Here is a 232-nt window from a genome sequence, read left to right as displayed (position 1 = left end):
TTTAATTTGAGGCATCAATTGAAGTAATTGAGCAACCTCTCCTTCATTCAGATACGCCAAACAAAGATCAAGACTGGTAATTTTTGCCAGATCAGGGTAATGAATTAACACTAAAAGAGGGTTCCCATGTAAAGATAAATTAATATGACCCTCGTTTACTTTGGGAATATGAAGTTCTTCTTTTGACAGTACATAAACTAAATTTCCCTCTTCTAATTGGCTAGGTTGATAT

At 34.1% G+C, this 232-nt stretch carries 1 protein-coding gene; it reads right to left on the bottom strand.

Annotated elements, in window-relative coordinates:
• Positions 1-232 (bottom strand): hypothetical protein (locus ACN4Z1_RS16080; RefSeq protein WP_419423070.1); only part of this gene is annotated, 232 nt, incomplete at both ends.

Source organism: Legionella sp. ST3F1 (assembly GCF_048553315.1).
GTDB classification, from domain to species: domain Bacteria; phylum Pseudomonadota; class Gammaproteobacteria; order Legionellales; family Legionellaceae; genus Tatlockia; species Tatlockia donaldsonii.
The sequence above is the reverse complement of the archived record's forward strand: the minus strand, read 5'-3'. Positions and strand labels throughout refer to the sequence as shown.